Source organism: Thauera sp. GDN1 (assembly GCF_029223545.1).
In the GTDB taxonomy this organism is placed as follows: domain Bacteria; phylum Pseudomonadota; class Gammaproteobacteria; order Burkholderiales; family Rhodocyclaceae; genus Thauera.
The window spans coordinates 2,796,465-2,819,314 of record NZ_CP097870.1 but is presented as its reverse complement, the minus strand read 5'-3'; the positions used below and the strand labels follow the sequence as shown (position 1 = coordinate 2,819,314).

The following is a 22,850-nucleotide window of genomic DNA, read 5'->3' as shown; positions in this document are numbered from 1 at the left end:
CCGCGACTGCGCTGCCCCGTGGGAGCGGCCTTGGCCGCAAAGGTCTCGGACCCGCGGACGCGGCGCGCGCACCGGTCCGCTGGCCAGGGGAGAACCCTGCTCGGGGCCTGCGTGGCTCAGCCCACGACCTGCTCCATGTCGGTGCGCGTCACCACGTCGCAGGCGATGCCGGCGCGGGCGCATTGCGCGGCGTAGCTGGGGAAGGCGCGGTCGACGATGCCTGCCGCCGCGAGTGCGGCCGGCGTGGCCTGCGCTGGTACGGCGCAGGACTTCACCAGCACCACGGCGCATGCGCGCAGGCGCAGCGCGAGCCAGGCCGCCAGGCTGTCGCTGCTCACGTCCCAGCTCGTGAGCAGGTCCGGTGCGTCGCGCTGCAGCGCCAGTGGCAGCCAGATGACGGCGCGGCCCGAGGCGAGGCGCGCGCGCAGGCCGGCCTCCGAATCCGCCAGCGCCAGTCGCGGCTCGATTCCGTGCAGCAGCCGGGCGGTCTGGGCCATGCCGAGCACCGCCATGTTGTGCGCGCAGACGTCGTCCACCCGCCATTCCTTCTGCAGCGCACGGGCCGCGTCGGCGAAGGGGCCGCCACCGGGCACGATCACGGTCTGCCCGGCCCCCCGGGTGGCGAGCCGGTCCAGCCAGGCCGGCAGCAGCGGGTCGCGCAGCAGGCTGCCGCCGAGCTTCACGACCAGCATGGCGTATCCGGGTTGGCGGCGAGCTGGGCGACGGCGACGCTCGGCGCACACACCCGCGCCCAGTCTGCGCAGTCGGCCGCGACCGCGGCGAGGGCATCGAAATCGATGCAGCGGTGACCGAGCTGCGCGGCGAGGTCCCGCACCAGGAAGGCGCCGCAGCCGGCGGCGACCAGCGGCGCGGTGGCGGGCAGCCCCGAGTGGCGGAGCACGCGGGCGAGGTTACGGCGGATCTCGGCGAGCATCTGCGCCCGCCAGCGCAGCGCGAACGTGCGCCATTCCTCGGCGCTGGCGTCACGCGCGTCGTGGCCGATCATGCGCGCCAGGCGCAGGCGGCTGCCGGCCTCGTCGCGCGCGCCGTCGTCGGCGGGCGCGTAGTGGTCGTGTGCGGGGTCCAGTTCGGCGCTGAGGCGGAACACGTCGGCGGTGGTGGCGAAGAACTCGTTCATGACGTTGTAGGCGGTGCCGCGGAAGCGGATGCGGCGGGCGAGCGCGCACAGCGGGCTGCGCACCACGCCGAGATAGACCAGCTCGCCGCTCGCCAGGCGGGCTGCGTCGCTGCGGCCAAGCGGGACCGGGCGGTGGTCGCGGATCGGGATCAGGTCGGTGGTGGTGCTGCCGATGTCGACCAGCACGGCCTCCGGCAGGCGCTGCGCGACCAGGCTGGCGGTGGCGATCCAGTTGGCGGAGGCGACTGCCTGCCAGTGCGCGGCCGCCGCGTCGGCAGCCAGCCAGCCGGCCTCGCCGGCGTAGAAGCGCACCGCCGGGCCGAGCAGGGCGGCCAGGCGCTCGCACAGCGCGCGCACGCCGGCCTCGCGGTCGGGGAAGAGGTCGGTCATCTCGGCGGTCATCGTCACCGCATGGCGGGCGTGGGCGAATTGCGGCCAGCGTGCGCACGCGGCCTGCACCGCTTCGTCCAGATGGCCGAGCCCCTTCCACAGCGGGGTCGGCCACTGGCCGATGGCGGTGACCGTGCCGCCTTCGAGCAGGCTCGCCTTCACGTGGGCGCCGCCGATGTCCCAGCCGATGAGGGGCGAGGCGCTTGCGTCCGCGGAGTGCGTCGAGTGGGGCGAGTGGGGCGAGTGGGCCAGGCGCGCGGCGCCAGGCGGGAGCGTTTCAGGCGTGTTCGGTGGGGACATCGGCGGTGTCGATCGCTGGGGTGGCAAGTGCGGCGTCGTGGGCGGCAATGATCTCGGCGGCGAGGTTGCGGCCGCGCAGGGCAGGTTGGCGGTCGTCGTCGCCATCGCCGGCCGGGGGGACGACTCCGGCATAGGCGCAGGTGAGGCGCGGATTGATCTCGACGACGCACAGCCCTTCGTCCGCCGTGCGGACCAGGTCGATGCCGACGAATCCGGCCAGGCCGGGCACGGCGGCGGCGATGCGTGCGGCCAGCGCCTGCAGCGGTGGCGAGGGCGGTTCGACGCCGGTGTCGACGCCGGCGTAGCCGAGCCGGCCATCGGCAGCCACCGCCACCCGTTGCCGGTTGACGCTCAGCACCTCGCAGTGGCCGGCGCTGCACAGCAGGGACAGGCTCAGCGCCTCGCCCTCGACCCAGGCCTCGAGCGTCCAGCGCGGTTCGTCGGCGCGTTCGCCATCGCCTGGGGCCGCGGCGGCATGCTCGCACGCCGCATCGAAGGCCGCGCGTGCCGCCGCGAAGCTCGGGAACACGCGCGTGTGCTCGCCGCCGGCTCCGTCGTCGGGTTTCAGTACCCAGCGATCGGCGCCCGGGTGGTCCGCGGGCGATGGCAGGGACTGCGCCGGCGTCCATGCGGTCGGGACGGGCAGGCCGTGGGCGGCGAGGTGTTCGCGGGTGCGCGTCTTGCTGCTGGCCAGACGGATCGCGTCGGCGCTGCAGCCGATCCAGCGCGCCGGCGGCACCGCCGCGCACAGCTCCAGCAGGATGTCGTCGGTCTCCGGCGCGGTGACCCAGGCCAGGTCGACCTCGGCCGCAGCCGTGCGCAGCCGGTCCACCAGATCGCCGGCCCCGGCGGTGGGCAGCACGCGCAGCCTGCTCTGTCCGGAACCGGCGGGCGGCGCCTGGAACCGCGTCGGCAGCGGGACGAGGCCGGCGTCGGCGACCAGCACCTCCAGCCCGGGGCTGGCGAGGAGTTCGGCGAGCAGGGCGTCGCGCATGCGCGCGCCCTGGGCGAGCAGGGGTTCCGCTTCGACGCCGGCGTCAGCCTCGCTGGCGGACGGGGCCGCAGCTTCTCCCAGCCCCCCCGCGCTGATAAATTCGAACACCAGAATCCGTCGAGTCCTGTCCATGCAGCTCATTCCCGTCATCGACCTGATGGCCGGCCAGGTCGTCCGTGGCGTGCGCGGCGAGCGCAGCGCCTACCGGCCGATCCGGTCGTCCCTGTGTGAATCCAGTGCGCCGCTCGAGCTCGCGCCTCGCCTGCTCGAGCGTGCGGTGAGCGACACCCTCTACGTCGCCGATCTCGACGCATTGACCGGCGGCGCCCTGCAGTTCGACATCGTCGTCGCGCTGCTCGACCGTCTGCCCGCGGTGCACATCTGGCTCGACGGCGGTTTTCGCGCTGTGGCGGCGATCGACGCCCTGCGCCGGCGCCTCGGGGCGCGCGCCGCGCGGGTCACGCCGATCGTGGCCAGCGAGTCGCTCGCCGACGCCGAGTCCGCGCGCCGCTGCCTGGACGCTCACCGCGAACACTGCATTCTGTCACTCGATCGCCGCCAGGGCAGCCTGCTCGATGCCGCCGGCTGCCACGCCCATCCGGAATGGTGGCCCCAGCGCGTGATCGTGATGACGCTAGACAGTGTCGGTGCCGAGGCCGGACCCGACCTCGACACGCTGCGCAGCGTGCGCGCGCTGCGGCCCGACGCGCAGCTGATCGGTGCCGGCGGCATCCGCGATGCGGCAGATCTGCAACGCGCGGCCGAGGCGGGCGCGCAAGCCTGGCTGGTGGCCTCGGCACTGCACGATGGTCGCCTCGATGCGCGCCATGCCGGCGCGTGATACAGGAATCGTGCCAGTCCGCCGGGCCGGAGTCGCGTCTCACTGCGCTGGGCTGGCTGCGGGACGAAGCCGGGGGCTGGACGGGCGCATGCGCAGGGTTGCGCGCGGATCCCCCGGATCCCCGATCGCGAGGGGCGACGATGCTCGGCCTGCGCCTGCTCAGTTGTGGCACAGTTGGCCTCCGCAGGCTCCGCCCGGGCTGTGCCAGATTTGAACGCTGCCCCGGCCCGGTTCGCTCGCACCGTGGCCGAAGGGAAACGCCGCGGCCTGGCATATCGCTTGCATGAGGCGTGCGCATGAATACGACTTCCGACGGGGCCGCGGCCGGGGCAGCCGCGCAGCCGGGAACCTGGACCTGCCCATTCTGCAGCCTGTTGTGCGACGGCTTCGCGCTGGAGAGCGGGTCGTCGCTGCGGCTGCGTGGCAGCGACTGTCCGCGCGCCCGCGCCGGGCTTGCCGCCTTGGATGACATCGGTGCGCTCACGCCCAGCGTCGATGGCGTGGCCTGCGATCTCGATGCCGCGCTCGACGCCGCTGCCGATCGTCTGGCCGCGGCGCGCCTGCCGCTGTTCGGCGGACTTGCGACCGACGTGCAGGGCATGCGCGCGCTGTACCGCCTGGCCAACGTGCGTGGCGCCATCCTCGATCACGCTCACGGCGAGGCGATGATGCCTGCGCTGCGCATGCTGCAGGACCGCGGGCAGATGTTCACCACGCTCGCCGAGATCCGTAACCGCGCGGACCTGATCGTCTGCGTCGGCACCGATGCGGTCTCCGGCCACCCCGAGTTCTTCCGCCGCTGTGCGCCGGTCGAGGGAAAGGACTCGGCCGCCCGGGTGGTGTTCCTCGCCGCAGGCGAGGGAACGCCGACGGCTGCCGACATCCCGTGGGCGAGCGCGGTCGATGCGGTCAGTCCGCCCGGCGATGCCTTCGACACGGTGGCGATGCTGGCGGCGCTGGTCGATGGCCGGCGCATCCACGACGCCGATGGCGTGCTGGCGGCGCTGGCCGAGGCCATGCGCGCCGCCCGCTATTGCGTGATCGTCTGGGAGCCCGCCCGCCTGCCGCCGCATGGTGCGCTGGTCGGCGAAGCCTTGCTGCGCCTGCTGATGAACCTCAACCGCAAGACCCGCGCCGGCGCCTTCACCCTCGGTGGCAACGACGGCGCGCAGACCGCCAACGGCGCGATGAGCTGGCTCTCCGGCCTGCCGCTGCGCTCGCGCGTGGGGCCGCAGGGCGTGGGTCACGACCCGCTGCAGTACGCCAGCGCGCGTCTGCTGGAGGAGCGCGCGGTGGATCTGCTGCTATGGGTGGCGAGCTTCACGCCTGGTCTGCCGCCGCCGCAGACCGCGCTGCCCCGTATCGTGCTCGGCCACCCGGGGCTCACGGCGGGCTGCGCGCAGGCGGGCTCCGTGTTCATCCCGGTGGCGACGCCGGGCATCAACGCCGACGGCCATCTGCTGCGTTCGGACAACGTGGTGTCGCTGCCGCTGTACGCGGTGCGCGACGACGGCCTGCCGACCGTGGCCGAGGTGGCGCGGGCGCTGGTCGGACGCCTGACCACCGGCACTGCGGCGAAGGAGGGCGCGTAATGACGACGATTCGGCTCAAGGGCGGGCGCGTCTATGACCCCGCCAACGGCGTCGACGGCGAGGTCAGGGACCTCGGCATCCGCGACGGCCGCATCGTCGCGCTGCATGCGCAGGACAAGGTCGACACCGAGTACGACCTCGCCGGCTGCGTGGTGATGGCCGGCGGCATCGACCTGCACACCCACATCGGCGGCGGCAAGGTGAACCTGGCGCGCATGATGCTGCCCGAGGACCACCGCCTGAACCGCCCGCGCGACTCGCTGCTGGAGCTCGCCTCCAACGGCTGCTGCACCCCGGGCACGCTCGAGACCGGTTACCGCTACGCGCAGATGGGCTACACCACCGCCTTCGAGCCGGCGATGCTGGCCGCCAACGCGCGCCAGGCGCACATGGAGATGGGCGATACGCCGATCCTCGACCACGGCGCCTACGTGATGCTCGGCAACGAGGAACTCTTCCTCGAGATGCTGGCGCGCGGCGAGGATCCGCAGCGCATCCGCGACTACGTCGGCTGGGCGATCGGCGCGAGCAAGGCGATGGGCGTCAAGGTGGTGAACCCGGGCGGCATCTCGGCCTTCAAGTTCAACCAGAGGAAGCTCGACGTCGACGAGGACCATGTGCATTGGCAGGTCACGCCGCGCCAGGTGGTGCACAGCCTTGCGCGCGCGCTGTCCGAGCTGGGCGTGCCGCATCCGCTGCACATCCACGCCAGCAACCTGGGCGTGGCGGGCAACATCGACTCCACGCTCGCCACCATCGACGCGCTCGAGGGCCTGCCCGGGCACCTCACCCACATCCAGTTCCACAGCTACGGCAGGGAGGGGCCGAAGAAGTTTTCCTCGGCGGCGCGGCAACTGGTCGAGCGCGTCAATGCGGCGCCCAACGTCAGCATCGACGTCGGCCAGATCATCTTCGGCCAGACCGTCACCGCGTCCGGCGACACCATGCGCCAGTTCGCCAACGCCGATCTCGGCAGCCCGCGCAAGTACGTCGGCGGCGACATCGAGTGCGACGCCGGCTGCGGCGTGGTGCCCTTCCGCTACCGCGAGCAGAGCTATGTGAACGCGCTGCAGTGGGCGATCGGGCTGGAGATCTTCCTGCTGATGGATGACCCCTGGCGCGTGGTGCTGACCACCGACCACCCGAACGGCGGCCCCTTCACCAGCTACCCGCACCTGATCAAGCTGCTGATGGACAAGAGCTTCCGCGACGAGCAGCTCGCCCGCCTGCATCCGGACGTGGCGGCGATGGCCGACCTGCGCGAGATCCGCCGCGAGCTTTCGCTCTACGAGATCGCGATCATGACCCGCGCCGCGCCGGCGCGCCTGCTCGGTCTGACCGACCGCGGCCAGCTCGGCATCGGCGCCGCGGCCGACATCGCGGTGTATCGCGAGGAGGCCGACCGCGAGGCGATGTTCGCCACCCCGGAGTACGTGTTCAAGGACGGCCGCCTGGTGGCGCGCAAGGGCCGCATCGAGGCGGTGCCGGTGGGCGGCACGCACTTCGTCGAGGCCGACTACGACCCGGCGATCGAGAAGACGGTCGAGGCCTGGGCCGACCGCCACGCCAGCATCAGCTACCGCCACATGAAGATCGGCACCGACGAGCTGTGCTCGTGCGCCAACGGCGGCGCGCTGCTGGCGTGCAAGGTGCACGGCCGCGGGAGGGCGCTATGAGCAGCCCGGCGCAGGAGACGACCAGCGCGATGAACGCGGCGCCAGGCAGCGTGACGCTGAACGGCGTGACGATCGACGACACCTTCGCCGAGGCCTTTCCGATGAAGGCGACAAGGGTGCTGATCACCGCCCACAACGAGACCTGGGCGCGCAACGCGGCCGTTTCCATGACCGGCTTTGCGACCTCGGTGATCGCCTGCGGCTGTGAGGCCGGCATCGAGCGCATGCTGGGCGCGGACGAGACGCCCGACGGCCGGCCGGGGGCGTCGGTGCTGCTGTTCTCGATGTCGGGCAAGGAGCTCGCCAAGCAGCTCGAGCGCCGCGTCGGCCAGTGCGTGCTGACCTGCCCGACCACCGCGGTCTACGCCGGACTGGACGAGGGCGAGGCGATCGCGCTCGGCAGGAATCTGCGCTTCTTCGGCGACGGCTGGCAGATCTCCAAGATGATCGACGGCAAGCGTTACTGGCGGGTGCCGGTGATGGACGGCGAGTTCGTCGCCGAGGAGACCACCGCGCTGGTGAAGGCGGTGGGCGGCGGCAACCTGCTGCTGCTGGCGCGCGACACCGACGCCGCGCTGGCCGGGGCCGAGGCTGCAGTGGAGGCGATGCGCGCGGTACGCGGCGCGATCATGCCCTTCCCCGGTGGCGTGGTGCGTTCCGGCTCCAAGGTCGGCAGCAAGTACGCCTCGCTGATGGCCTCGACCAACGACGCCTTCTGCCCGGCGCTGACGCCGCTGGCCAGGCGCAGCGAGCTCGACGACTACACCCGCTGCGTGATGGAGATCGTCATCGATGGCCTGACCGAGGCCGATGTCTCCGCCGCGATGCGCGCCGGCATCGCGGCCATCGTCGCGCGCGGCGCGGCGGCGGGTGTGACGCGCATTTCTGCCGGCAACTACGGCGGCAAGCTCGGGCCCTTCCATTTCCATCTGCACAAGCTGCTCGGCGGGGAGGGCGCGGCATGAGCGCGACACGAGGCTGGTGCCTGCGCCTGAAGGCGCAACCGGATTTCCGCGTCGATCTCGGCGGCGTGCTGCCGGCGCGGCTGGCGGCGATGACGGCTGACGAGGTGGCGCGCGTCGAGGTGCGCCATGGCAACGAGCGGCTGGCGCTGGGCGAGCTGTTCGACATTGCGGCGCTCGATGGCGTGGCGGGTGAGTCGGCTCCGGAGCTCCGTCTGGACGGCGACTTGTCGCGCTTCGACGCCATCGGCCAGGACCTGGACGGCGGCGTGCTGCACATCGCCGGCGCGGTCGGCGACCGCCTGGGCCTGTCCATGCGCGGCGGCGAGATCCGCGTGCAGGGCAGTGCCGGGCAACTCGTCGGCGGCGAGATGACGGGCGGGCTGATCGAGGTCACGGGTGATGTCGGCGACTTCGCCGCCGGCGCGCTGCCCGGCAGCATGGACGGCATGCGCGGCGGCACGCTCATCGTGCGCGGCAAGGCTGGCGCGCGCTGTGGCGATCGCATGCGCCGCGGCACCGTGGTGCTGCACGGCGACGCCGGCGACTTCCTCGCCGCGCGCATGGTCGCCGGCACGATCGCGGTCGCCGGCCGGGTGGGCGCGCACTGCGGCTACGGCATGCGCCGCGGCACGCTGGTGTTCGCCGGCCCGCTGCCCGCAGTGCCCTCCACCTTCGTCGCGACGCATCAAGACATCGTCGTTTTCTGGACATTGCTGCGCCGCAGCCTCGCTTATCATGGCGGCCCGTTTGCTGCGCTGCCGGTGCGCGCGCCGCGCCGCCTGGTGGGCGATCTGGCCGCGGACGGCAAGGGCGAGTGGCTGCTGCCCGGATGAGAGCGGGCGCGCCAGCGACCCTGCGACCAAGACATCGAATACCCCCAACCGGTGGCACCGAGCGCGTCGGGCCGCATCCAACCTCTCGAAAGGAACCACGCGAATGAGCAAGAACTACGTCTTCCACGCCGGTGAGGCCACCGTGCTGGCCGCCGAGGGCCAATTCACCGACGCCATGCCCGAGATCCTGATCGGTCGCAGCGACGGCCCGGTCGGCCAGGCCTTCGCCAACATGATGGCGCAGAGCAAGGGCCACACCGCGATGTTCGCGATCCGCGCCTGCAACCAGATGGTGCGCCCGGCGACGATCACGGTGCCCAAGGTCACCTTGAAGGACACGGCCAACATCGAGCTCTTCGGCGGCGTGGTGCAGTCGGCCACCGCCGACGCGGTGCTCGACTGCGTGATCGAGGGCATCATCCCGCGCGCCCTGGCCGACGAGCTGTGCATCATCAGCCTGGTGTGGATCGACCCGCGCTGCGCCAAGGACCCGAACCTCGACAAGAAGGACATGTACCGCACCAACTACGAGGCCACCAAGCTCGCGATCAAGCGCGCGCTCAACAACGAGCCGAGCTTCGACGAGCTGATCGCGAACCGCCACACCATCAAGCACGACATGGACGACTGGAGCTGAGTCGCTCGCCATGACCTGTTTCGCCCTGCTCGACGACTGCCACGCCACCGCCGCCGCGCCCACCAGCCGGCTCTATACCGGCTTCGTGCGCGAGCACCGCTGCGACGACCCGGCCACGCTGGACGCGGTGTGGGCGGCGGCCGACCGCGATCTGCGCGCCGGCCTGCATGCGGTGGTGCTGGCCGACTACGAGTGGGGCGCGCGCCTGCTGCAGGCCGGCCACGAGCGCCTGGCGCCCGAGCACGGCGGCAGCCTGCGCGTGCTGATGTTCGAGCATCTGCAGCACCTGGCCGCCGACGCGGTCGATGCCTGGCTCGAGGCGCGCGAGCGCGAGGAGACCGGCGGTCACGGCATGGACGGCCGCGCGCCCGCCGCGGCCGGCGTGCTCGACATCCGCCCCTCGGTGGACCACGACGCCTTCTGCGACGCGATCGGCCGCATCCACGCTGCGATCGGCGAGGGCGAGACCTACCAGGTCAATTACACCTACCGGCTGGATTTCCGCAGCTTCGGCGCGCCGGTGAGCCTGTACCGCCGGCTGCGCGCGCGCCAGGCGGTGGCCTTCGGCGCCTTCATTGCGCTGCCGCCGGGCACGATCGGGCCGGATTTCGTGCTGTCGTGCTCGCCGGAACTCTTCCTGCGCAACGATGGCGGACGCCTGTCGGCGCGGCCGATGAAGGGCACCGCGCCGCGCGCGCGCGAGGCCGAGGGCGACAGCGAGATCGCGCGCATGCTCGCCGGCGACACCAAGAACCGTGCCGAGAACCTGATGATCGTCGACCTGCTGCGCAACGATCTCGGCCGCATCGCCCGCACCGGCAGCGTGCGTGTGCCGGCGCTGTTCTCGGTCGAGGCCTACCCGACCGTGTTCCAGATGACCTCGAGCATCGAGGCCGAACTGCCCGACGACACCGGCTTTGCCACGCTGCTGCGCGCGCTCTTTCCCTGCGGCTCGATCACCGGTGCGCCCAAGCACCGCACGATGCAGATCATCGCCGAACTGGAGACCACGCCGCGCGGCCTGTACACCGGCAGCATCGGCTGGATCGATGCGCCCCGGCACCCGGACCAGGCCTGCGGCGACTTCTGCCTGTCGGTGACGATCCGCACCCTGACCCTGCAGCGGCGCGCCGATGGTGCGGGCTGTGACGGGCGCATGGGGGTGGGGGCGGGCATCGTCATCGACAGCCGGGCCGAGGAGGAATTCGAGGAGTGCGCACTCAAGGCGCGCTTCCTGACCGGCCTGGACCCCGGCTTCAGCCTGTTCGAGACGATGTACGCAACGCGCGAGGATGGCATCCGCCAGGTCGAGCGCCATCTCGCTCGCCTGGCCGCCAGCGCCGCGTCGCTCGGCTTCGCCTGCCCGCGCGCCGAGATCGTTGCCGCGTTGCGCCAGCAGGTTGCGGGCCTCGCCCCCGGCCAGCCCAGCCGCATGCGGCTGGCGCTGCACAAGGACGGTCGCTTCGAGATCGTGGTCGCGCCGCTCGAGCCGCTGCCGCCCGGGCCGGTCGAGGTGCTGCTCGCGCCCGCGCCGATCGAGGATGCGCACGGCCTGTTCGCCCACAAGACCACGCTGCGCGGGCGCTACGACGCCGGCATCCGCGCGGCACAGGCGCGGGGCGCCTTCGACACCCTGTTCTTCGACGCCGACGGCTGGCTCACCGAAGGCGGGCGCAGCAACGTCTTCCTGCGCATCGACGGCGAATGGGTGACTCCGCCCGTGGGGCGCGGCGTGCTGCCGGGCACGATGCGTGCCGCGCTGCTGGACGATCCCGAATGGTCGGCGCGCGAGCAGGCCTTGCGGGTGGAAGACCTGTTCCGCGCCGAGCGCATCGTGCTCACCAATGCCCTGCGCGGCGTGGTGGAGGCGCGGCTGACGGCGGGCGAGGCCGAGCGCTTCCGCCATCCGGCGACCGAAGCGGCGCGCGCCGGCCGTGGCTGACACGCTCGCGCTGTTCGATCTGGATTTCACGCTGATCCCCTTCGACAGCGGCCTGCGCTGGGCGCGCTTCATGGTCGGGGAGGGCGCGCTCGCGGCCGGCACCGACGAGGCCTATCTGGACGTCTGCCGCGGCTACGTCGCCGGCCGCAACTCGGTCGAGGAACTGCACCGCTTCGCCGCACGGCATCTGCTCGCGATCGCAGGGGAGGACCTTCCCGCGCTGCAGGCCCGCTTCGAGGCGGCGATCAGCGCCGAACTGCCGTCCGCCAGCCGCGCGCTGGTTGCGGATCACCTGCAGGCGGGGCACCTGTGCTGCATCGTGACCACGACCAACGAGATCGTCGCCCGCCCGTTCGCGCGCGCCTTCGGCATCCCGCATCTGCTCGCCAGCCGGCCGCTGGTCGAGGCGGGGCGCTTCAGCGGCGACTACCGCGGCCCGCTGTGCCACGGCGCGGCGAAGGTCGAGTGCGTCGAGGCGTGGTTGCGGGAGCGTGCCGCCGGGACGGTCGGACGCGATGGCCAGTCGCCCGCGGCGGCGGCCGGATTTCGCCAGCGCATCTTCTACTCCGATGCGTGCAGCGACCTGCCGCTGCTCGAGTGGGCCGACGAGGCCGTTGCGGTCCGCCCCGACCCGGGCCTGCGCGCCCACGCCGAGGCCCGTGGCTGGCGGATCATCGAGCGCCTGGAGTAGGGGCGGGGGCCGCGCGCGCCAGGTGCGCTCAGGGCGAGTCCGGGTCCTCTGCGCCGTCGGCCCCGCGGCTGGCGCGCAGATCGCGATACACGGCGGCACGCATGATCAGCATCGACACCACCGGTGCGGTCATCAGCACGAACAGGCTGATCAGCACCTCGTGGATCACCAGCCGCGACTGGGTGACCGTGAAGTACAGCATCGAGGCCACCAGGATGCAGCCGGCGCCGAGGGTGACGGTGATCGCCGGGCCGTGGATGCGCTGGTAGAAGCTCTGCAGGCGGGCCAGGCCGAGGGTGCCGATCAGCGTGATCAGGCCGCCGAGCACGAGCAGGAAGGCGACCGGCAGCGCCACCCACCACGACAGCGTTTCGGCGCCATTCATTCGATTACCTCCCCGCGCATCAGGAACTTGGCCAGCGCGATCGTCGACACGAAGCCGAGCAGCGCGATGATCAGCGCCGCCTCGAAATAGATCTGGCTGCCGTGACGGATGCCCAGCATCAGGGCGAGCAGCATGGTGCACATCCACAGCGTGTCGAGCGCCAGCACGCGATCCTGCGCCGACGGACCGATCATCAGGCGCAGCGTGCACAGCAGCATCGCCAGCACCACGCAGGCGAGCGCGAACAGGGTCGCCGCCGACAGCAGGGTCGCGGTCGTCATTTGCGTTCTCCTTGGTCTTCCGCTTCCGCGCTTTCGAACACCTCGATGATCGGCTGCTCGTAACGCGTCTTGATGGTCTCCACCCACCACGCTTCGTCGTGCAGGTCGAACACGTGCAGCAGCAGTTCGTGGCTGTCCGGGATGATCTCCACCCACACCGTGCCCGGGGTGGAGTTGATCAGGCAGGACAGCAGGGCCAGACCATGCGGGCTGCGCAGGTCGAGCGGGACGCGGATGAACTGCGAATTCACCTCGGCCGAGCGCCGCAGCAGGATGATCTGGCTGACGTTGAAGCAGGAGCGCACGATCTCGATCGCCGAGAACCACAGCAGGCGGCACAGGGCCAGCGGGCGGCGGATGCGGGCATGACCATGGGGCTGCAGCGGGCGCGCCAGCAGCGGGGCGAGGATCGCCAGTGCGCCGCCGAGCAGCCAGTGCCCTGCTGCGATGCTCTGGTTGAGCAGCAGCCACATCAGCAACAGGCTGGCGGACAACAGCGGCGAGGGCAGCCAGCGCTTCATCGTGCCGCCTCCGCCCCGGGCACGCGCTGCACGGCGGGCTCGCCCAGCACGCGCTCGGCGTAGCCGCCGCTGTGCAGCAGGCCATCCACCGTGCGGCCCAGGTAGTCGAAGACCGGTTCCGCCTGCACGGTGAGCAGCACGCAGGCGACCACCAGGGCCGCCACCGGCGCCGCCTCGGAGACCTGCAGCCGGGGTGGCGTCACCACGCCCGAGGCCCAGAAGGTGCGTACGCCGAGGCGCATCAGCGCGATGATCGCCGCCAGGCCGCCGACCACCATCAGCGCGATCAGCAGCCAGGTCGTGCCCGGCACGCCGGCGGGCGCCGCCGCCAGCATGGCGTGGAAGAGGCTGAACTTGGCGACGAAGCCCGACAGCGGCGGCATGCCTGCGATCACCAGCGCGCAGGCCGCGAAGCTGAGGCCGAGGAAGGCGAGCGTGCCGGGCATGCCGACGCCGACCGGGTCCTCCGGCTTGTCCTCGATGGCGAAGGCTTCCATCGTGATCGCGATCAGCGCCGCACCGGGCGGGCGGATGCGCTCGGTCAGCTCGATCAGCAGCATGAACGCCGCCATCGCCAGCGTCGAGCCGAGCAGGTAGTACAGGCCCGACGCCAGCACCGCGCTGCCCGAATGCCCGATCACCGCTAGCAGCGTGCCCGAGGAGATGATCGCGCCGTAGCCTGCCATGCGCCCGCCGTCCTGGCTCGCCAGCATGCCGATCGCGCCGAAGACCAGGGTCGCCATGCCGCCAGCGCTCAGGGCCGCGAAACCGAAGCCGCCGAGGGCGCCCGCCTGGTCGCCGAACACCGCCAGCCACACCCGCAGCACCGCATAGACGCCGACCTTGGTCATCAGAACCAGCATCGCCCCCACCGGCGCCGAGGCCGAGGCGTAGGTGGTGGGGAGCCAGAAGCCGAGCGGCCACATCGCGCCCTTGGTCAGGAAGGCGAGCGCCAGCACCGTGGCGCCGATCTGCAGCAGCCAGGCGTCCTGCGCGCCGAGCGCCGCCACCCGCGCGCCGAGGTCGGCGATGTTGAGCGTGCCGGTGGCGGCGTAGATCAGCGACACGCCGATCAGGAACAGCAGCGACGCCACCAGGTTGACCGCGATGTACTGCATGCCGGCCTGGATCCGGCGCAGGTTGTAGCCGTGCAGCACCAGGCCGTAGGACGCGGCCAGCATCACCTCGAAGAACACGAAGAGGTTGAACAGGTCGTTGGTCAGGAAGGCGCCGTTGAGCCCCATCAGCAGGAACTGGAACAGCGAATTGAAGCTCACCCCGACGCGATCCCAGCGTCGCGCCGAGAACACCAGCACGGCGAGCGCGATGGTCGCGGTCAGCACCAGCATCAGCGCGGCGAGGCGGTCCACCATCAGCGCGATGCCGAAGGGCGCCACCCAGTTCGAGGCCAGATACACGCCGATGCCGCCCGGCCAGTGTCCGCCGTCCGCCATCGCCAGCAGCGCGACCGCCACCACCCACAGCAGCACGCTGCTCGCCAGGCCGACGCCGAACTTCAGCGTGTGGCGCTTCTGGTTGATCGGGATCAGCAGCGCGCCGGCGAGCAGCGGCAGCAGCACGGGCACGATGATCAGATGTTGCAGCCAGGGCAGCGGACTCATTCGCGCGGCTCCTCGCCATCGACGTGGTCGCTGCCGGACAGGCCGCGCGCGCCGATCATCATCACCAGGTAGAGCGCGGTGGTCGCGAAGCCGATCACGATCGCGGTCAGCACCAGACCCTGCGGCAGCGGGTCGGCAAACTGCGCCGGATCGATGTCGGGCGTGGGCGTGATCGGCGGCTTGTCCACCCACAGCCGGCCCATCGCGAAGATGAACAGGTTGACCGCATAGGACATCAGCAGCAGGCCGGTGATGAGCTGGAAGGTCCGCGGGCGCAGGATCAGCCAGATGCCTGCTCCGAACACCACGCCGATGGCGATCGCAAGGGTCAGTTCCATCGCATCGCCCTCCCGTCGGCGGCCTCGACGCCGCCTTCGGCCAGCTCTTCGCCCGGCTGGCGGTGGGCGCGCAGCGACTGGTGCGCGAGCGCGACCAGCATCAGCATCGTGGTGCCGACCACTACGGCGAACACGCCGAGATCGAACACGAAGGCGCTCGGCAGGTGCAGTTCTCCCACCACCGGCCAGTGCACATGCGCGGTGTGGGTGGTGAGGAAGGGATGGCCGAACACCCACGCTCCCAGGCCCGTGGCGCAGGCCAGCAGCAGCCCGATGCCCAGCCAGCGGTGCGGGCGCAGGTGCACATGGCTCTCCACCCAGGCCGTGCCGGCCAGCATGTACTGCACCAGGATCGCCACCGCGAAGATCAGTCCGGCGACGAATCCGCCGCCGGGCAGGTTGTGGCCGCGCATGAAGAAATACACCGCGATCACCCCCATGAAGGGCAGCAGCAGGCGCAGATAGATGCCGGCCACCTGCAGGTAGCCGCTGTCGGCCTGTTCGGCGGGACTCTGCCGGCTTGCCGGATCCGCCTCGAAACGCTGCTGCGGCGGGATGCCGGTGCTCTCGGGCGCGGGACGGAAGCGGCGCAGCAAGGCATAGACGGTGAGCGCGACGATGCTGAGCACGGTGATCTCGCCCAGGGTGTCGAAGCTGCGGAAGTCCACCAGCAGCACGTTGACCACGTTGCTGCCGCCGCCCCCGCCGAGGGCCTCGAGCAGGAAGAAATCCGCAATGGTGTCCGAGGCCGGATGCACCAGCACGGCGTAGGTGAGCGCGGCCAGCGCGAGGCCGCCGCCGGTCGCGATCGCCAGGTCGCGCGCGCGCCGTAACCAGGCGCGGTGCGGCGGCTGCGGCGCGGCGGCGATCGATTCGAGTCGCGGCGGCAGCCAGCGCAGCCCGAGCAGGATCAGCACGGTGGTGACGGTCTCGACCATCAGCTGGGTGAGCGCGAGGTCGGGGGCCGACAGCCACAGGAAGGTCGCCGCGGTGACGATGCCGGTGCCGCCGATCAGGGCGAGGGCGGCCAGGCGGTGATACTTCGCCATCCATGCCCCGGCCACCGCGCAGCCGGCGCCGATCAGCCAGATGCCGGCGAACAGCGGATCGAAATCCTGCAGCGCGATCGACGTCCATGCCGGCGGCGCGCCGGCCAGCAGCAGCGGCGTCGCCAGCAGCGTGATCATGATCAGCAGCAACTGCGGCTGCAGCCTTCGGGTGCCGACGCGTCGCAGCAGCCACTCCGCCGCGCGGGTGAGCTGCAGCATCGTGGTCTCGTAGGCCTGGGCGCCGTTCAAGCGATGGATCAGCGGCACGCGCTCGCGCTGCTGCAGGCCGAAATGGCGGCGCAGCACGACGTAGAGCAGCACGCCGCCCATCAGCGCGGCCACGCTCATGAACAGCGGCAGGTTCAGGCCGTGCCAGACCGCGAGGTCGTAGTCCGGCGCCGCGCTGCCGAGCACCGCGTGCACCGCGATGTGCAGGATCGGTTCGATGCTGATGCCGGGTGCGATGCCGACGATGAGGCAGGCGAGCACCAGCAGCTCTACCGGAAAGCGCATCCAGCGCGGCGGCTCGTGCGGATCACGGGGCAGGTCCTGCGCCGGTGTGCCGAAGAAGATCGAGATGAAGCGCAACGAGTAGGCGACGCTGAACATGCCCATCGCCACCGCGGCGTACGACATCCACCAGTTGCGGTCGCCGCCGACGTGGAGGGTCTCGGCGAAGAACATCTCCTTGGACAGAAAGCCGTTGAGCAGCGGCACGCCCGCCATCGCCGCGCTGGCGACGATTGCCAGCGTGGCGGTCACCGGCAGCTTGTGGCGCAGCCCGCGCAGCACGCGCAGGTCGCGGGTGCCCGATTCGTGGTCGATGATGCCGGCGGCCATGAACAGCGAGGCCTTGAAGGTGGCGTGGTTGAGGATGTGGAAGATCGCCGCCACCATCGCCAGCGGCGTGCCGATGCCGATCAGCACGGTGATCAGGCCGAGATGGCTGATCGTCGAGTACGCCAGCAGGCCCTTGAGGTCGTGCTGGAAGATGGCGATGAAGGCGCCGAGCAGGAGCGTGCACACCCCGGCACCGCCGACGATCCAGGTCCATTCCTCGGTGCCCGCCAGCGCCGGCCACAGCCGCACGAGCAGGAACACGCCGGCCTTCACCATGGTCGCCGAATGCAGGTAGGACGACACCGGCGTCGGTGCCGCCATTGCGTGCGGCAGCCAGAAGTGGAAGGGGAACTGCGCGCTCTTGGTGAGCGCGCCGAGCGCGATCAGCACCAGCGCGGTCAGGTACAGGTCGTGGCCGCGGATGCGGTCGCCGGCGGCGAGCACGGTGTCGAGGTCGTAGCTGCCGACGATGTGGCCGAGCACCAGCACCCCGGCCATCAGGCACAGGCCGCCGGTCGCGGTCACGGTGAACGCCATGCGCGCGCCGCGACGGGCGTCGGCACGGTGGTGCCAGTAGCCGATGAGCAGAAAGGAGGTCAGGCTGGTGAGCTCCCAGAACACCACCAGCTGCACCAGGTTGCCCGACAGCACCACCCCCAGCATCGAGCCCATGAAGGCGAGCAGGAAGGAGAAGAAGCGTGGCACCGGGTCCTCGGGCGACATGTAGTAGCGCGCATACAGCACCACCAGCAGGCCGATCGCCAGCACCAGCATGGTGAATACCCAGGCCAGCCCATCGATCCGCAGCACGAAGAAGAGGCCCTGGGCCGGCAGCCAGGCGAACTCCTCGCGCAGCACCTCGCCGCCCGCGATCTTCGGGAACAGGGCGAGGGCGATCAGCAGGCCGCAGACCGCCACCGCGATCGCCAGCCAGGATTCGCGATTGCGCGCGTCCTGCGGCATGAGTGCCGCGAGGACACTGCCGAGGAACGGGACGAGGATGAGCGAGGCGAGCAGCATTGACCGGGGTCGGGATAGGAGGGCGGTGCAGAATGCACCAGTTAGCTTTTACCAGTCCCTGGCGACTCAGGTCGAGGGGCGGCAGAGATTCGGGCCTCGTTTGCAGGCGAATGTAACAAGATGGGATTCCCGGCATAAAGTTTCCGCCGTTCGTCATCGATCGCGCCGAAATGAAAAAAGGGGGCCGAAGCCCCCTTGTCTTTGAGATCGATGCCGCCTCAGTTCTTGCCGCGTTCGCGGAGGCGCTCGTCCTTCGCCTTGCCGGTTTCGCGCACCCGTTCGTCCCTGGCCTTGTCCCGTTCGCGCAGACGCTCGTTTTGCGCCTTGTCGTTCTCGCGCATCCGCTCGTCGTAGCGCTTGTCGTTCTCGCGGCCGCGTTCGCGTTCCGCCTTCTCGTACTCGCGCTCCTGCGCGCTCGCTTCCCGGCGCTCGCGCTGGGGGGCGTCCTGGCGAACGTCCGCGCTACGGCCGGCGTCCAGGCGCATCTGCTCGCCCGGGATGACATCGCGCATCTCTGCACCCTTGCCCTTGCCGTTATCCGCCATCGCGAACTGCGGCAGCGTGGCGATGCTCAGGCACAGGGCCAGTCCTGCCAGACGTCGGTTCATGTTTGCTCCTTGCATGCGGTGATGAGGTGCTGCAAGCCTGAGCCTGCGCGGTGGGGCGCGTCAATCGGGGATTGTTTCAGTTTGCGTGCGCGGCGACCCGCGCCACGCCGAAGGCCAGCGCTCAGGCCGAGTGCGTGATCCGGTCCAGTGCGCTCTGCGCGAGGAAACCGCTGCGGCTGCGGTACTCCGGGTGGCGGGCGACGAAATCGTCGATGCGCCTGATCAACGAGGCTGGCAAGGTGATGTTGATCTTCTCCGCCTTGCCCATGTAGCGCGTCACATCGATGTCGACAACCGCCCAGATCCAGCCCGCGAACTCGGACTTGGCCTGATGCTGCGCAACCGTGCCCGCGACCGGGATGTCCGCGCCGTCTTCGGCGACGCCTTCAAGATGCAACTCGATCGCCTCGCGCGCGTTGGCGATCGCCTCGTCGAGGGTGTCGCCCGCCGAGAAGCAGCCCGGAATGTCCGGCACCACGACGCCGAATGCATGCACGTCGTCGCCGGGTTCGATGGCAATGGGGTAGAGCATTTTGATTCTCCTGCGCTGGCTGCCGTGCTGCGGCGGGCTTACTCGAGACCCGCTTGCTTCAGGATGCTGTTGAGCGTTCCGGGCGGCAGGCCCGTTCGTGGGTGGGGAATCGTCACACGACCCGCCTTGTTCGGGTGCTTGAACTGGTGGTGACTCCCCTTGACTGCAACGAGGTACCAGCCATCTTCCTGAATCAATCGGATTGCGTCCTGTGGAGGCGTTTGATTCCACGGGCGCGGGCCTTGGATGGGGAGCCCGGGATCATACGGGGTGCATGGAGGTGGGCGCCGCCGCGCGCTACGACTCGTGCGTGTCGTGACCCTCGGAACGTCCTCCGTCCGCTGCAAAGTGGGCGGGCAGATCCCGCGCTCCGTGCAGGATGCGCACCACGAGTACGTCCGTGGCGGTGGGCTCGAAGAAGATCACCTAGTTCCCATGAGCGCAGGAGCGGATGCCTTCGCCCAGTTCCGGGCGCAGACGGTAGCCCGGTGGATTGAGCAGAATACGTTTACAGTGCTGGCGCAACGCCTGCACGAAGCTGATCGCCCGACGCGGATGGTCAGTGGCGATGTAATCGGCGATGGATTCGAGATCCTGCTCGGCCAGTAGGGTGAAGCGCAGACGCATCAGCGTCCCTGGTTGGCGTATTTGGCCTTGAGGCGATCGAACACCACGTTGGCAGACTTGGGCTCGCCGCTCGCCCGGCCGGCCGCGATCGCGGCCCGAAGGGCGTCGAGTTCGAGTTGTCGGCGCTGTTCGCCTTCCTCTAGCAGACGCAAGCCGGCACGGACCACTTCACTTGCATTGTTGAAGCGGCCCGCTTGCACCTGCTCTCGCACGAAGCGCTCGAAATGACTACCCAAGGCAACACTGGTTGGCATGACGGCAACTCAATCACTATTGGTTAACAACTGATGTTAAAGCGGCGCCGGTCGTCGGCGTCAATCGTGTGCCTGTAGACTTACGTCTGCGGTTGCTAAGGGATGTCATCGATCCCGCCTTTTCTTCAAGACGCAGACGTCCCCTATGCTCGCCATCCTGGCCATCACCGGCCCGATCTTCATCCTCATCGCCGTGGGCTTCGCCGCGGTGCGCCTGCGGGTGCTGGCCACCACCGACATGCGCGCGCTCGGTGTGTTCGTGATCAACTTCGCGCTGCCGGCGCTGCTGTTTACCGCGATGTCGGCCGGCTCGGTCACCCAGAAGCTGCGCCTCGACCTGCTGCTGCCCTATGCGCTCGGTTCACTGGCGGTGGTCGGTCTGGTGGCGGCGCTGGCGATGACGGTGCTGCGACGCAAGCTGCAGATGGCGGCCGTGCTGGCGATGGGGATGTCGGTCTCGAACAGCGCCTTCATCGGCTTTCCGATCGCACAGCAGCTGTCGCCGGCGACCGCCAGCGCAGCGCTGGCGGTGTATGCGATGGTCGAGGCGCTCATCATGTTCCCGCTGCTGATGGCGCTGGCCGAGCTCGGTGGCGGTGGCGGGGGGCGGTGGCCGCTGGTGCTGCGCGGCATCGTGCTGAGCCTGGCGAGGAACCCGATGATCCTCGCCATCCTTGCCGGGGTCGCGCTGTCGGCGCTGGGCTTGAAGCTGCCGCTGCCCGCAGCGCGCGCGACCGAACTGCTCGGCAGCACCGCCGCGCCGGTGGCGCTGTTCTACATCGGCGGCACCCTGGCGGGCCTGAAGGTGAGGATTGCCGCCGGGGACATCGGTCTGATCGTGGCCGGCAAGCTGCTGCTGCATCCGCTGGTGGTCTACCTCGCCTTCCTCGCGCTGCCGCTCGACGGGGCAGAGCTGCAGACCGCAGCGGTGCTCAATGCCTGCATGCCGATGATGAGCATCTATCCGATCCTCGCGCAGAAGTATGGCCAGGAAGGGCTGTGCGCCGCGGCGCTGGTGGCGACCACGGTGACCTCCTTCTTCACCATCAGTGCCTTCCTGTGGGTGAGCGGTACGGTCGGCTGAAGCTCGTCGCCTTGCGGCCGTCGGTTACCAGGAATTGGACATGGTCTACAGTGAAAGTCCGTGGGCAGACAGCCCCGGACTGCAGAGGAGACCGATCATGCAGGTCCAACCCTATCTGAACTTCGGCGGCCGCTGCGAGGAGGCGCTGAGCTTCTACCGGACCGCACTGGGCGCGGAAGTCGAGACCTTGATGCGCTTCCGGGAAAGTCCCGATGAGCCGCCGCCGGGGGCGATTCCCCCCGGCTGGGACGACAAGGTGATGCACGCCAGCATGCGCATCGGCGAGTCGGTGGTGATGGCGTCGGATGGCGGCTGTAGTGAAGAGGCGGGCTTTGCGGGCTTTTCGCTGACGCTGTCGGTGGCCGACCCCGCCGAGGCCGAACGCCGCTTCGCCGCGCTGGCCGACGGTGGCCGGGTGCAGATGCCGCTGGCAGAGACCTTCTTCGCGGCGAGCTTCGGCATGGTGACCGACCGTTTCGGCGTGCAGTGGATGGTGATCGCGATGAAGCCGGGCTAGCGTGGGGCGCACGCCGGCTGCCCGAGGTGAATGAACGGGGCCGCACGTCAGTATCTGCGGGTCCTTTTCCTTCGCAGCCCGATTTTCGACAGGAGGAGGCCTCATGTTCCGCTTGCTCTTCACCGCCGCCCTGATGGCCGTGGCGACCGCGGCATCGGCGCAGGATCCCGTCGTGACGGACCCCGACAAGTACAGGGTGATTCTGGAGAACGACTGCGTACGGGTGCTCGATTACGCGGATCGCCCCGGGGAAAAGACCCATCAGCACCGCCACCCGCCCTTCGTCCTCTACGCGCTGTCGCCCTTCAGCAGGCGGCTCGCGCTCGATGACGGCCGGGTGCTACAGCGCCAGTTCGCGGCGGGAGAGGTGATGTGGTCGCCCGCGCAGGTGCACGTCGGTGAAAACGTCGGCGACACGCCGACCCACGTCATCATCGTGGAGATGAAGCCGGGGATCGGTGGCTGCGTGTCGGGGTGAGAGCGTCACCCGTCTGCCGCCGCGCCGCCTCGATCGCCATCAGGCTCTGGTCGAAGTGGATGCGCGGGATGGTCGCGATCTGCGCCTGCGACAGGCGGCTGTAGCGCTGTTGCCAGGCGGGCCAGTGTGGTTGCAGCGTCGTCACCAGCAGCGTGGCGCGAACCACGTCGTCCGGCTCGTGCGTTTGTCCGCGACCTGCCCGGTAGGCACAATCGGGTGCGCCACAACCATGGAGCCTTGAAAATGACAGAGCCTCACTACCTCGACGACCTCGCCGTGGGCCAGAAATTCGGCTCCGGCCGCCGCACGCTCGACCTCGACGCGATCCGGTCCTTTGCTGCCGAATTCGACCCGCAGCCCTTCCACCTCGACGAGGCGGCGGCGCAGGCCACGCTGTTCCGCGGGTTGGCGGCCAGCGGCTGGCACACTGCAGCCATGACCATGCGGCTGCTGGTGGACAGCGAATTCCGCCCGGCCGGCGGCGTGATCGGCGCCGGCCTCGAGGAACTGCGCTGGCCGCGGCCGGCGCGGCCCGGGGACGAGTTGCGCCTCGAGACCGAGGTGCTCGAGGTCCGCCCGTCGAAGTCGCGCCCGGAGCAGGGCATCGTCAAGCTGCGGGTGACGACGCTCAACCAGGACGACGAGGCGCTGCAGGTCTATGTGGCGAACCTCGTGGTGCAGCGGCGCGCGTGATT

26 protein-coding genes are annotated in these 22,850 nt (G+C 70.3%); 12 read left to right on the top strand and 14 right to left on the bottom strand.

Annotation, left to right across the window (positions count from 1 at the left end; genetic code table 11):
• Positions 1-116: 116 nt before the first annotated feature.
• From CKCBHOJB_RS12920 to CKCBHOJB_RS12910, 3 genes are read right to left on the bottom strand one after another with little or no spacing between them, the layout of a single operon-like run.
• On the bottom strand, positions 117-692 hold the full coding sequence (locus CKCBHOJB_RS12920) for a protein kinase (protein ID WP_281049079.1): 576 nt from the start codon (positions 690-692) through the stop codon (positions 117-119).
• Positions 680-1,828 (bottom strand): hydantoinase/oxoprolinase family protein, encoded by a 1,149-nt coding sequence (locus CKCBHOJB_RS12915; RefSeq protein ID WP_281049078.1) that lies wholly within the window; start codon positions 1,826-1,828, stop codon positions 680-682. The genes CKCBHOJB_RS12920 and CKCBHOJB_RS12915 overlap by 13 nt, the downstream gene beginning before the upstream one ends.
• Positions 1,806-2,954: an ATP-grasp domain-containing protein gene (locus tag CKCBHOJB_RS12910; protein ID WP_281049077.1), complete on the bottom strand. Its 1,149-nt coding sequence runs from the start codon at positions 2,952-2,954 to the stop codon at positions 1,806-1,808. Before CKCBHOJB_RS12910 ends, CKCBHOJB_RS12915 begins: the two co-directional genes overlap by 23 nt.
• Between CKCBHOJB_RS12910 and CKCBHOJB_RS12905 the strand changes: the two genes are divergently transcribed.
• From CKCBHOJB_RS12905 to CKCBHOJB_RS12870, 8 genes are all read left to right on the top strand, one after another.
• Positions 2,953-3,663, top strand: a complete 711-nt coding sequence (locus CKCBHOJB_RS12905) for a HisA/HisF-related TIM barrel protein (protein ID WP_281049076.1) — start codon at positions 2,953-2,955, stop codon at positions 3,661-3,663. The two genes, CKCBHOJB_RS12910 and CKCBHOJB_RS12905, sit on opposite strands and share 2 nt — an antisense overlap.
• A 296-nt stretch (positions 3,664-3,959) precedes the next feature.
• On the top strand, positions 3,960-5,255 hold the full coding sequence (locus CKCBHOJB_RS12900) for a formylmethanofuran dehydrogenase (RefSeq protein WP_281049075.1): 1,296 nt from the start codon (positions 3,960-3,962) through the stop codon (positions 5,253-5,255).
• Complete coding sequence (locus tag CKCBHOJB_RS12895; RefSeq protein ID WP_281049074.1) at positions 5,255-6,931, top strand: formylmethanofuran dehydrogenase subunit A; 1,677 nt, start codon at positions 5,255-5,257, stop codon at positions 6,929-6,931. Before CKCBHOJB_RS12900 ends, CKCBHOJB_RS12895 begins: the two co-directional genes overlap by 1 nt.
• The gene (gene fhcD / locus CKCBHOJB_RS12890; RefSeq protein ID WP_281049073.1) at positions 6,928-7,896 is read left to right on the top strand and encodes a formylmethanofuran--tetrahydromethanopterin N-formyltransferase; all 969 of its coding nucleotides are present in this window, start codon (positions 6,928-6,930) and stop codon (positions 7,894-7,896) included. The genes CKCBHOJB_RS12895 and fhcD overlap by 4 nt, the downstream gene beginning before the upstream one ends.
• Complete coding sequence (locus CKCBHOJB_RS12885) at positions 7,893-8,729, top strand: formylmethanofuran dehydrogenase subunit C (RefSeq protein WP_281049072.1); 837 nt, start codon at positions 7,893-7,895, stop codon at positions 8,727-8,729. Before fhcD ends, CKCBHOJB_RS12885 begins: the two co-directional genes overlap by 4 nt.
• Positions 8,730-8,832: 103 nt before the next feature.
• Positions 8,833-9,366 carry a formaldehyde-activating enzyme gene (gene fae / locus CKCBHOJB_RS12880; protein WP_281049071.1) on the top strand — a complete coding sequence of 178 codons (534 nt, stop codon included), beginning with the start codon at positions 8,833-8,835 and terminating at the stop codon, positions 9,364-9,366.
• A gap of 10 nt (positions 9,367-9,376) precedes the next feature.
• Positions 9,377-11,308, top strand: coding sequence for an aminodeoxychorismate synthase component I (gene pabB, locus CKCBHOJB_RS12875; protein ID WP_281049070.1), 1,932 nt, complete (start codon positions 9,377-9,379; stop codon positions 11,306-11,308).
• The gene (locus CKCBHOJB_RS12870; RefSeq protein ID WP_281049069.1) at positions 11,301-11,999 is read left to right on the top strand and encodes an HAD-IB family phosphatase; all 699 of its coding nucleotides are present in this window, start codon (positions 11,301-11,303) and stop codon (positions 11,997-11,999) included. The genes pabB and CKCBHOJB_RS12870 overlap by 8 nt, the downstream gene beginning before the upstream one ends.
• A gap of 28 nt (positions 12,000-12,027) precedes the next feature.
• On the opposite strand, the gene mnhG is transcribed toward CKCBHOJB_RS12870, so the two are convergent.
• The 11 genes from mnhG to CKCBHOJB_RS12815 form a co-directional block, all read right to left on the bottom strand.
• Positions 12,028-12,384: a monovalent cation/H(+) antiporter subunit G gene (mnhG, locus tag CKCBHOJB_RS12865; RefSeq protein ID WP_281049068.1), complete on the bottom strand. Its 357-nt coding sequence runs from the start codon at positions 12,382-12,384 to the stop codon at positions 12,028-12,030.
• The gene (locus CKCBHOJB_RS12860) at positions 12,381-12,665 is read right to left on the bottom strand and encodes a K+/H+ antiporter subunit F (RefSeq protein WP_281049067.1); all 285 of its coding nucleotides are present in this window, start codon (positions 12,663-12,665) and stop codon (positions 12,381-12,383) included. Before CKCBHOJB_RS12860 ends, mnhG begins: the two co-directional genes overlap by 4 nt.
• Positions 12,662-13,186, bottom strand: coding sequence for a Na+/H+ antiporter subunit E (locus CKCBHOJB_RS12855; RefSeq protein ID WP_281049066.1), 525 nt, complete (start codon positions 13,184-13,186; stop codon positions 12,662-12,664). The genes CKCBHOJB_RS12860 and CKCBHOJB_RS12855 overlap by 4 nt, the downstream gene beginning before the upstream one ends.
• Positions 13,183-14,808, bottom strand: coding sequence for a monovalent cation/H+ antiporter subunit D (locus tag CKCBHOJB_RS12850; RefSeq protein WP_281049065.1), 1,626 nt, complete (start codon positions 14,806-14,808; stop codon positions 13,183-13,185). Before CKCBHOJB_RS12850 ends, CKCBHOJB_RS12855 begins: the two co-directional genes overlap by 4 nt.
• Positions 14,805-15,146 (bottom strand): Na+/H+ antiporter subunit C, encoded by a 342-nt coding sequence (locus CKCBHOJB_RS12845; protein WP_281049064.1) that lies wholly within the window; start codon positions 15,144-15,146, stop codon positions 14,805-14,807. Before CKCBHOJB_RS12845 ends, CKCBHOJB_RS12850 begins: the two co-directional genes overlap by 4 nt.
• A complete protein-coding gene (locus CKCBHOJB_RS12840) occupies positions 15,137-18,055 on the bottom strand; it encodes a monovalent cation/H+ antiporter subunit A (RefSeq protein ID WP_281049063.1) in 2,919 nt (972 codons plus the stop codon). The genes CKCBHOJB_RS12845 and CKCBHOJB_RS12840 overlap by 10 nt, the downstream gene beginning before the upstream one ends.
• Positions 18,056-18,273: 218 nt before the next feature.
• A complete protein-coding gene (locus CKCBHOJB_RS12835) occupies positions 18,274-18,663 on the bottom strand; it encodes a hypothetical protein (protein WP_281049062.1) in 390 nt (129 codons plus the stop codon).
• Between the two features lie 121 nt (positions 18,664-18,784).
• Positions 18,785-19,195, bottom strand: a complete 411-nt coding sequence (locus CKCBHOJB_RS12830; protein ID WP_281049061.1) for a type II toxin-antitoxin system HicB family antitoxin — start codon at positions 19,193-19,195, stop codon at positions 18,785-18,787.
• Positions 19,196-19,233: 38 nt separating this feature from the next.
• Positions 19,234-19,392 (bottom strand): type II toxin-antitoxin system HicA family toxin, encoded by a 159-nt coding sequence (locus CKCBHOJB_RS12825; RefSeq protein ID WP_281049060.1) that lies wholly within the window; start codon positions 19,390-19,392, stop codon positions 19,234-19,236.
• A 229-nt stretch (positions 19,393-19,621) separates the two neighbouring features.
• Positions 19,622-19,822, bottom strand: a complete 201-nt coding sequence (locus tag CKCBHOJB_RS12820; protein WP_281049059.1) for a type II toxin-antitoxin system RelE/ParE family toxin — start codon at positions 19,820-19,822, stop codon at positions 19,622-19,624.
• Complete coding sequence (locus CKCBHOJB_RS12815) at positions 19,822-20,076, bottom strand: type II toxin-antitoxin system ParD family antitoxin (RefSeq protein ID WP_281049058.1); 255 nt, start codon at positions 20,074-20,076, stop codon at positions 19,822-19,824. Before CKCBHOJB_RS12815 ends, CKCBHOJB_RS12820 begins: the two co-directional genes overlap by 1 nt.
• A gap of 145 nt (positions 20,077-20,221) precedes the next feature.
• On the opposite strand from CKCBHOJB_RS12815, the gene CKCBHOJB_RS12810 reads away from it, so the two are divergent.
• From CKCBHOJB_RS12810 to CKCBHOJB_RS12795, 4 genes are all read left to right on the top strand, one after another.
• Positions 20,222-21,160: an AEC family transporter gene (locus CKCBHOJB_RS12810; protein WP_281049057.1), complete on the top strand. Its 939-nt coding sequence runs from the start codon at positions 20,222-20,224 to the stop codon at positions 21,158-21,160.
• Positions 21,161-21,257: 97 nt separating this feature from the next.
• Positions 21,258-21,677: a VOC family protein gene (locus tag CKCBHOJB_RS12805; RefSeq protein WP_281049056.1), complete on the top strand. Its 420-nt coding sequence runs from the start codon at positions 21,258-21,260 to the stop codon at positions 21,675-21,677.
• Positions 21,678-21,780: 103 nt separating this feature from the next.
• A complete protein-coding gene (locus tag CKCBHOJB_RS12800; RefSeq protein ID WP_281049055.1) occupies positions 21,781-22,155 on the top strand; it encodes a hypothetical protein in 375 nt (124 codons plus the stop codon).
• 243 nt (positions 22,156-22,398) lie between these two features.
• Positions 22,399-22,848, top strand: coding sequence for a MaoC family dehydratase (locus tag CKCBHOJB_RS12795; protein WP_281049054.1), 450 nt, complete (start codon positions 22,399-22,401; stop codon positions 22,846-22,848).
• Positions 22,849-22,850: the final 2 nt, after the last annotated feature.

Coding starts and splice junctions, on each gene's coding strand:
- CKCBHOJB_RS12900 (WP_281049075.1), top strand. CDS start 3,960: ATGAATACGACTTCCGACGGGGCCGCGGCCGGGGCAGCCGCGCAGCCG.
- CKCBHOJB_RS12855 (WP_281049066.1), bottom strand. CDS start 13,186: ATGAAGCGCTGGCTGCCCTCGCCGCTGTTGTCCGCCAGCCTGTTGCTG.
- CKCBHOJB_RS12915 (WP_281049078.1), bottom strand. CDS start 1,828: ATGTCCCCACCGAACACGCCTGAAACGCTCCCGCCTGGCGCCGCGCGC.
- CKCBHOJB_RS12800 (WP_281049055.1), top strand. CDS start 21,781: ATGTTCCGCTTGCTCTTCACCGCCGCCCTGATGGCCGTGGCGACCGCG.
- CKCBHOJB_RS12805 (WP_281049056.1), top strand. CDS start 21,258: ATGCAGGTCCAACCCTATCTGAACTTCGGCGGCCGCTGCGAGGAGGCG.
- CKCBHOJB_RS12920 (WP_281049079.1), bottom strand. CDS start 692: ATGCTGGTCGTGAAGCTCGGCGGCAGCCTGCTGCGCGACCCGCTGCTG.
- CKCBHOJB_RS12860 (WP_281049067.1), bottom strand. CDS start 12,665: ATGACGACCGCGACCCTGCTGTCGGCGGCGACCCTGTTCGCGCTCGCC.
- CKCBHOJB_RS12830 (WP_281049061.1), bottom strand. CDS start 19,195: ATGCTCTACCCCATTGCCATCGAACCCGGCGACGACGTGCATGCATTC.
- CKCBHOJB_RS12845 (WP_281049064.1), bottom strand. CDS start 15,146: ATGGAACTGACCCTTGCGATCGCCATCGGCGTGGTGTTCGGAGCAGGC.
- CKCBHOJB_RS12795 (WP_281049054.1), top strand. CDS start 22,399: ATGACAGAGCCTCACTACCTCGACGACCTCGCCGTGGGCCAGAAATTC.
- CKCBHOJB_RS12810 (WP_281049057.1), top strand. CDS start 20,222: ATGCTCGCCATCCTGGCCATCACCGGCCCGATCTTCATCCTCATCGCC.
- CKCBHOJB_RS12835 (WP_281049062.1), bottom strand. CDS start 18,663: ATGAACCGACGTCTGGCAGGACTGGCCCTGTGCCTGAGCATCGCCACG.
- CKCBHOJB_RS12910 (WP_281049077.1), bottom strand. CDS start 2,954: ATGGACAGGACTCGACGGATTCTGGTGTTCGAATTTATCAGCGCGGGG.
- CKCBHOJB_RS12820 (WP_281049059.1), bottom strand. CDS start 19,822: ATGCGTCTGCGCTTCACCCTACTGGCCGAGCAGGATCTCGAATCCATC.
- mnhG (WP_281049068.1), bottom strand. CDS start 12,384: ATGAATGGCGCCGAAACGCTGTCGTGGTGGGTGGCGCTGCCGGTCGCC.
- CKCBHOJB_RS12850 (WP_281049065.1), bottom strand. CDS start 14,808: ATGAGTCCGCTGCCCTGGCTGCAACATCTGATCATCGTGCCCGTGCTG.
- fhcD (WP_281049073.1), top strand. CDS start 6,928: ATGAGCAGCCCGGCGCAGGAGACGACCAGCGCGATGAACGCGGCGCCA.
- pabB (WP_281049070.1), top strand. CDS start 9,377: ATGACCTGTTTCGCCCTGCTCGACGACTGCCACGCCACCGCCGCCGCG.
- CKCBHOJB_RS12905 (WP_281049076.1), top strand. CDS start 2,953: ATGCAGCTCATTCCCGTCATCGACCTGATGGCCGGCCAGGTCGTCCGT.
- CKCBHOJB_RS12885 (WP_281049072.1), top strand. CDS start 7,893: ATGAGCGCGACACGAGGCTGGTGCCTGCGCCTGAAGGCGCAACCGGAT.
- CKCBHOJB_RS12840 (WP_281049063.1), bottom strand. CDS start 18,055: ATGCTGCTCGCCTCGCTCATCCTCGTCCCGTTCCTCGGCAGTGTCCTC.
- CKCBHOJB_RS12895 (WP_281049074.1), top strand. CDS start 5,255: ATGACGACGATTCGGCTCAAGGGCGGGCGCGTCTATGACCCCGCCAAC.
- fae (WP_281049071.1), top strand. CDS start 8,833: ATGAGCAAGAACTACGTCTTCCACGCCGGTGAGGCCACCGTGCTGGCC.
- CKCBHOJB_RS12815 (WP_281049058.1), bottom strand. CDS start 20,076: ATGCCAACCAGTGTTGCCTTGGGTAGTCATTTCGAGCGCTTCGTGCGA.